A 6,471-nucleotide genomic window follows, 5' to 3' on the forward strand; every position below is an offset into this window, starting at 1 on the left:
GGCCAGCGTGCTGTGGGCCCTGCTGCGCGACAACCGGGTGTTCACCTCCGTCCCGCCGGTCACGCAAACGGCTTGACTTCATCATTGAGACTCCTGGGATCGAGTGGGGCTGGGTGGGGGGGCTGAGTGGGGCTCCTCCCAACATCGCCCCGGCGAGCCATGTCCACAAGCGATGGTTTTTCATCGGAGGCATGCGGTATTCACATGCCTCCGAGCGCGGCGCGCGGAGGAAACCAGGCGGCGCTGTGGCACCCGCGGTCCCGAGTGCGCATGCTGAAGGGCGGGACGGCGCTGCGGGCGTCGGCGGGAGGGGGCGGTGTGCGGAAGCGGATGGCGCAGTACGCGGCGTGGCGGGAGTTGCGGCGGCTGGTGCCCGGCGCGGGGCCCCGGCCCGACCGGCGGGGCTGGGCGGTCGCGCCCGACCTGCTGCTGCATCTGGCGCGCACGGTACGGCAGCGGCGCCCGGCGCTCGTCGTCGAACTCGGCAGCGGCGTCTCCACCTGCTGGCTGGCGCTGGCGCTGCGCGCCTTCGACGTGCCGGGCAGGCTGGTGAGCCTGGAGCACTCGGCGCCGTACGCCCAGCGCACCCGCGCCCAGGTGCGCGCGGCCGGGGTGGCGGATCTCGCCGAGGTACGGCCGGCGCCGCTCACGGAGGTGGTGTTCGACGGCGAGCGGTGGCCGTGGTACGCGCGTACGGCCTGGGCGGACCTGACGGGGTGTGAGCTGCTCGTGGTGGACGGCCCGCCGGGGACGACGGGTCCGCTGGCCCGGTACCCCGCCGTGCCGCTGCTGGGCGAGCGCCTCGCGCCGGGCGCCACCGTGGTGCTGGACGACTACGACCGCCCCGACGAGCGCGAGGCCGTCGCGCGCTGGCGGCGGCGCCACCCCGCCTGGTCGTTCCGCGCGGTCCCGCACGCGAAGGGCACGGCGCTTCTCCAACTCCCCTGGCAATGAGCCCCGTTGTCTTCCCGCCTCCTCGGCCCGTCACTACGCTCGTGTCCCGGCAGACAGTCTGGAACGACTCGAACAACGGGAACCACGGTCGATCCCCGGAGGGCGCGGTATGCCGGATGTCTCGCACCAGGTGGAACCGGCTCCGGGGCTCGCGCTGCCCCCGGCGCGGCTGACCGTGCTGATCCCGCACCGCGACTGCCCCCGCTTCCTGCCGCAGGCCGTCTCCTCCGTCCTCGGGCAGTCGGCGCGCGATCTGGCGGTCGTCGTGCTCGACGACTGTTCGGCGGACGGTTCCTGGCGGCGCGCGCTGGCGCCGTTCGCCGCGGACCGGCGGCTCACGGTTCTGGCGTCCTCGCGCCCCGTCGGCCCGTTCCGGCTCGGCAACGCGGTGCTGCCGCTGGTCCGCAGCCCGTATGTGGCCTTCCAGGACGCCGACGACATCAGCCACCCGCTGCGCCTGGCCCGGCAGTTGCGGCTGCTGGAGCGGGGCCGCGCCGACGTCGTCGGCTGCTGCTTCGAGGTGCTGGACGAGGCCGGTACGCCCCTGTACCGCAAGCGGCTGCCGCGCCACGCCGACCTGTGGATGCGGCTCGGCCGGAGCTTCGCCGTGCTGCACGGGGCCACGGCGATGCGCCGTGCGGTGCTCGACCGGCTCGGCGGCTTCGACGGGACGACGCGGTTCGGCGCGGACACCGATTTCCATCTGCGGGCGGCGCGGCTGTTCCGGGTGCGCAATCTGCCGTCGGTGCTCTACCGGCAGCGCAGGTGGCCGCGTTCCCTGACGGCCGCCCCGGACACCGGCTTCGGCTCGGCGGCGCGCGCCGCCTACGGTCGTGTGGTGCGGGAGAGGGAGCGTGCCCGGCGGGCCGCCGCCTCGTGGGATGAGCTGGCGCCGCTGCTCACCGCGGCCCCCAACGACGTGCGTGTGGAACTGCGCCCGGTGCGTCTGGAGGGCGTGCGGTGAGGGCGGCGCAGGGTGCGCGGGAGCCGCGGCGCGCGGTGCAGCGGCTCGTCGACCGGGGCCGTGGCCGGGCCCGTACACCCGGCGGCGCGGCGCCGGTCACCGCGGTGCTGGCCGGGCCGGACGGCGCGTGGCGCCGGGTGCCGGAGGCGGCGGCGCGGGACGCGCTGCCGTCCGTCGCGCCGGGCGGCAGCGCGGTGCTGTGCCCCACCTTCGTCGCCCGGTGCGGCGAGGAGGGCCACCGCGCCGTCGTCGGGCATCTGCTGTCCCAGCTGGCCGAGTTGCACGAGGCCCGGCCCGCGCTTCCGGTGACGCTGTGGATCGGCATGCAGTGGTTCCCCGGCCGGGACGGCGAGGAGGAAGAGGCGGCGCGGCGGCTCACGGAGCTGGGCCGCGTGGTGGCGCGGGAGGCGCCCTGGCTGCCGTTCGCCGGTCTGTGCCTGCCCGGACCCGGCAAGGTGCGGACCACCAACGCCGCGATCCGGCTCGGCGCCGCGCACGCCCCGGCCGGGTGGCTGTGGCTGGACGACGACGTGGTGGCCGAGCCGCGCTGCGCGACGCTGCTCGTGGAGCGGTTCCTCGCCGGTTCGCGGCGCGGCGCGGTGGGCGCGGTCAAGGTGCCGCTGGCCACCGCGCACCGGACCTCGCGGCTGCTGCGGGCGCTGGGCGGCGCCACCGCTCCCCGGCGGGCGCATCCGCACGCCTGCTGCATGCTCGTCGCGGACGGCGTGGTGCGCGGCGGCATCCCCGCCGAGCTGGACATGGACGACGCGTTCGTGCTGTTCGAGCTGCTCGACCCGCGGGCGGACGAGCCCTTCCACGACCTGGAGCTGGTGGAGGGGGCGCGCTGCCGCTTCTACCAGGGGGCGGGGTTCGGGGAGACGGTGCGGCGGCTGCGCATCTCGCTGTTGTACCACCTCACGTTCATGGCGCGTTATTCCTGGCCGACGGCGCGGGTGTACTTCCAGCAGTCGCTGTTCTACGGGCTGTGGCCGCTGGCTCCCTGGGACGGCAGCCGCGGGGTGCGGACCGGGCTGCTGCGCTGGCTGGTGAAGGCGGTGCACTTCGGCTGGTTCGCTGGGTACGCGGGGGTGCTGGCGTTCCGGGGCGCGACGGGGCTGCGCCCGGCGCCGGAGGGCGGGCTGTACTCGGCGGGCTTCCAGTCGCCGCTCAACGCCGAGGGCACAGCCGAGGGCACAGCGGATACGGGCGCCGACAGCCGGGCCTCGGACCGACGAGCCCCGAAGGACGCCGGCTGATCGGCCCCGGACACGTACCGGCCGGCGCACGCGACGCCCTCACCCCGCCGCGTACTGAGGCAGCATCCGCTCCACGACGTCCCGCGTGTACTGGTCGATGACCGGCGCCAGGTCGTACGCGGGGCTGCCGCTCGCGGCGGCCGTCGCCGCCCGGTCGCGCGCGGTCTCCAAGCGGGCGGTCAGCTCGCGCGGGCCGGCCGCGCCGGTCAGCAGCAGGTGGCCGAGGTTGCCGTCCCGCTCGCCCTTGAGCCGGTAGTCCTGGAGGTCGTCGGCGACCATGGTGACCATGCCGAAGCCGTGCGCGAAGGCGTGCGCGTGGTCCGCCGCCTCGGGGACGCCGCCCGCGACGGCGGCCAGCCGCCCGTAGCAGCCCTGGAAGGAGCCGCTGTAGCGGTCGGCGTCGGCCCACCACCGGTCGAGATCGCGGGCGGGCTCGTGTTTGGCGCGTACCTGGCCGGGGCCGACGCGCGCGAAGCCGTCCTCCAGGACCTCCAGCATCCGTACCGCGTCGGGCGCGCGGCGGGCGAGGCGGCGGGTGGCGGTCTGCCAGAGCATCAGGCAGTAGCCCAGTTCGTAGCGGTCCTGGTCGGTGTCGAGGTCGAGCAGGTCGTCGAAGAGCTTCATGCCCAGGCCGTGCAGGGTCAGGTCGCAGGCCAGCGCGCGCCGGGCCGCGCGGCCGGGCGTCCAGACGGTGAGCAGATACGGGGAGCGCAGATAGCCGCGCAGGCCCAGCAGGTAGCCGGTGAGGTCGGCGGAGGCGTTTAGCCTGGTCAGCAGGTCGGTCAGTTCCTCCTTGATGTGCGTGTACGCCTCGTCCCACTCGGCGAGCAGTGCGGGCGCGGGCCGCCGCGCCTCCGTGCGGGCCGTCACTCCGTCCCCCGTCACTCCGTCCGCCGACGGGCCATCAGGTCGCCGAGGACGTACAGGTCCACGTCCGTATGGGCGAAGTCCATCAGCGCGTCGTGCGCGGTGTGCGCGATGGCGCGGCCCTGGGCGTTGAGGGAGGTGTTGATCAGGGCGGGGACGCCCGAGAGCCGCTCGAACTCGTCGAGGAGGCGGTGGAGCGGGGCGTTCTGCTCGCGGGTGACCGTCTGCATCCGGCAGGTGCCGTCGGCGTGCCGGGCCTGGGGGATGCGGCCCGCGGGCACGTCGTAGTTGAACAGCATGTGCGGGGACGGGAGTTGTCCGGGGAACCAGTCGGCGAAGCGCTCGGCGCGCATGACGGCGCCCAGCGGCCTGAACCACTCGCGGCGCTTGAGGTGTTGACTCAGCCTCCGCCGCATGCCGTCCGTCTCCGGGTTGCCCAGCAGCGACCGGTTGCCCAGGGCTCGGGGGCCGCTCTCGGACGGTCCGTGCGCGAAGGCGACCACGCCTCCGTCGGCGAGCGTGCGGGCCGCCGCCCCCGGTTCGTAGGGCAGCGGGTCGAGGCCCGCGGCGATCAGGGTGGCGTGGACGTCGGCGGCGGGCTCGGCGCCGCCGTTGCAGTACACGCTGAACGGCCGCACCCGCTGTCCGTACAGCACGTGGTGGGCGAAGACCGCGGCGCCGAGGGCGTGCCCGGCGTCGCCGCAGGCGGGCGGTATGGCGATGTCGTGGCCGAAGCGGTCGCGCAGGGCGGAGTTGGCGACGATGTTGAGGGCGCAGCCGCCGCCGAGCGCCAGGGCGGTGCGGGCGGGGTCCTCGACGTGTTTGGCGAGGAGGGTGTGCACGGAGTCGGTGAACATCTGCTGGAAGGTGGCGACGACCCGGGCCATGGCGTCGAACTCGCGGGAGAATTCCGGGAGTCGGGCCAGTCTGCGGCCCTCCTCCTCGGCGCGCGCCCGGTCGTCGAGTACGCGCGGGTCGACGTCTTCGAGGAGTCCGCGTACGTGCTCGTCGGGTGTGCCATAGCCGCCGATGGCCATGACCTTGCCCGCGACGCTCGGGCTCTTGCCGAAGCCGTAGAGCCAGCCCAGCGCGCTCCAGCCGAAGCCGTTGCCGTACCAGGGCAGCGGGTCCGTCTCGACCCAGTCGACGTCGCCGTCGGCGCACCGGAACACCGAGCTGCGGGCGACCTGCCCGCGGCCCTCGTTGACGAGGACCACGCAGTCGTCCGGGTATCCGGCGTAGTGCAGGGCGAGCGCGGCATGCGAGACCTCGTGGGTGACGACGACGCAGTCCACGGGCCGGCCGAGCAGCCAGGAGGTGGTGCGGTGGTACGGGGTCCCGTCGCGCACGGCGCGGCACGCGGGGCCGGGGTCGGCCAGGCGCAGCACGGAGTCGCGTACGGGCGAGCTGACGGTGATCAGGTCGGCTTCCTCGGCCCGTACGCCGTCCTGGGCGAACAGGTGGCGCAGCGCGAGGCGGACGCGGTGGTCGTGCTTCCAGCGGGTCAGCCGCTCGGTCTCCACGGCGTGCACCAGCCGGCCGTCCTCGAACCAGGCGGCGGCGGTGTCGTGGCCCATCGAGTGCAGGGACAGGACCTTCAAGGGACGTCACCTCTTCTTCGGCTCGGGTCCGGAGGCCGCGGGTGCGGCGGGCGCCGCCGGCCGCGGCGGGGCGGCGAGCGTGGTGTGGCCGCTCCAGGCCACCGCGCGCAGCGGCCGGTCGAGCAGGCCGCGTACGTATAGTTCGGCGCCGGTGCGCAGGAACCAGCCGAAGTACAGCCATTTGACGGCGGCGTTCGCCGCGCCGTGGCGGAAGCCGCGGCTGCCGTCCCAGCCGGTGAGCGGCCACATGCCGGGGAAGAGCATGTGGTGGACGTAGTAGCGGGCAGCGGGGTACGGGGCGTCGGCCAGGTGGATGTGGTGGCACAGCAGCAGGCGGCGCACGCGGCGGCGGGTGGGGCCGGCCGGGCCGTCTGAGACGGTGTAGTGCAGCCGGGCTTCGGGCAGCAGCCGCAGGTCGTGCAGCGGGTCGGGGTGTGCGGGGTCGAGCAGGGCGAAGCAGAGGTAGCCGTCGTCGGAGTCGTAACGGTCGGGGATGCCGTCGGCCACGACGTCGGTGGCGACCAGGACGCAGCAGCCGTGCGGGTAGTTGGTGGCGGGGGCGGCGACGGCCTTGGCGCGGTGCAGCAGCCGCGAGACGCGGTGGGTTCCGGCGTGGGCGATCTTGTGGGGGCCGACGGCGCCGCGGCAGCCGCCCGCGAGGAAGGCGTCGGCCATGCGTTCCAGGCAGTCGGGGTCCATGACCACGTCGTCGTCGACCCAGCCGACGCCGGCGGCGCCGAGCCGGACGGCGAGCGGGAAGGCGGCGTTGAGCGTGCGGATCTTGCCGGGGCCGGGCAGCAGGAGGCCCGCGACGGGTACGGGCGTGCGC

5 protein-coding genes and 1 pseudogene are annotated in these 6,471 nt (G+C 74.9%); 3 read left to right on the plus strand and 3 right to left on the minus strand.

All coding sequences use genetic code 11. The annotated features are described in order from the left end of the window. Positions 1-270 precede the first annotated feature (270 nt). The 3 genes from ACFU99_RS28590 (at position 271) to ACFU99_RS28600 (ending at position 3,174) form a co-directional block, all read left to right on the plus strand. Positions 271-954: a class I SAM-dependent methyltransferase gene (locus ACFU99_RS28590; RefSeq protein WP_384397426.1), complete on the plus strand. Its 684-nt coding sequence runs from the start codon at positions 271-273 to the stop codon at positions 952-954. A 109-nt stretch (positions 955-1,063) separates the two neighbouring features. Continuing rightward, the gene (locus tag ACFU99_RS28595; RefSeq protein ID WP_384397427.1) at positions 1,064-1,918 is read left to right on the plus strand and encodes a glycosyltransferase family 2 protein; all 855 of its coding nucleotides are present in this window, start codon (positions 1,064-1,066) and stop codon (positions 1,916-1,918) included. Then, positions 1,915-3,174, plus strand: coding sequence for a glycosyltransferase family 2 protein (locus ACFU99_RS28600; protein ID WP_384397430.1), 1,260 nt, complete (start codon positions 1,915-1,917; stop codon positions 3,172-3,174). The genes ACFU99_RS28595 and ACFU99_RS28600 overlap by 4 nt, the downstream gene beginning before the upstream one ends. A 39-nt stretch (positions 3,175-3,213) precedes the next feature. On the opposite strand, the gene ACFU99_RS28605 is transcribed toward ACFU99_RS28600, so the two are convergent. From ACFU99_RS28605 to ACFU99_RS28615, 3 genes and pseudogenes are all read right to left on the minus strand, one after another. After that, positions 3,214-4,044 (minus strand): Moenomycin biosynthesis protein MoeN5, encoded by an 831-nt coding sequence (locus tag ACFU99_RS28605; protein ID WP_384397433.1) that lies wholly within the window; start codon positions 4,042-4,044, stop codon positions 3,214-3,216. Positions 4,045-4,055: 11 nt separating this feature from the next. Continuing rightward, positions 4,056-5,642 carry a carbamoyltransferase C-terminal domain-containing protein gene (locus ACFU99_RS28610; protein ID WP_384397436.1) on the minus strand — a complete coding sequence of 529 codons (1,587 nt, stop codon included), beginning with the start codon at positions 5,640-5,642 and terminating at the stop codon, positions 4,056-4,058. 6 nt (positions 5,643-5,648) lie between these two features. Then, positions 5,649-6,471, minus strand: a pseudogene (locus ACFU99_RS28615) (hypothetical protein); the annotation flags it as partial.

It is taken from the genome of Streptomyces sp. NPDC057654, from assembly GCF_042800135.1.
Lineage (GTDB): Bacteria > Actinomycetota > Actinomycetes > Streptomycetales > Streptomycetaceae > Streptomyces.

Excerpts from the sequence above, each read along its gene's own strand:
- ACFU99_RS28595 (WP_384397427.1), top strand. The coding sequence starts at position 1,064 with ATGCCGGATGTCTCGCACCAGGTGGAACCGGCTCCGGGGCTCGCGCTG.
- ACFU99_RS28590 (WP_384397426.1), top strand. The coding sequence starts at position 271 with ATGCTGAAGGGCGGGACGGCGCTGCGGGCGTCGGCGGGAGGGGGCGGT.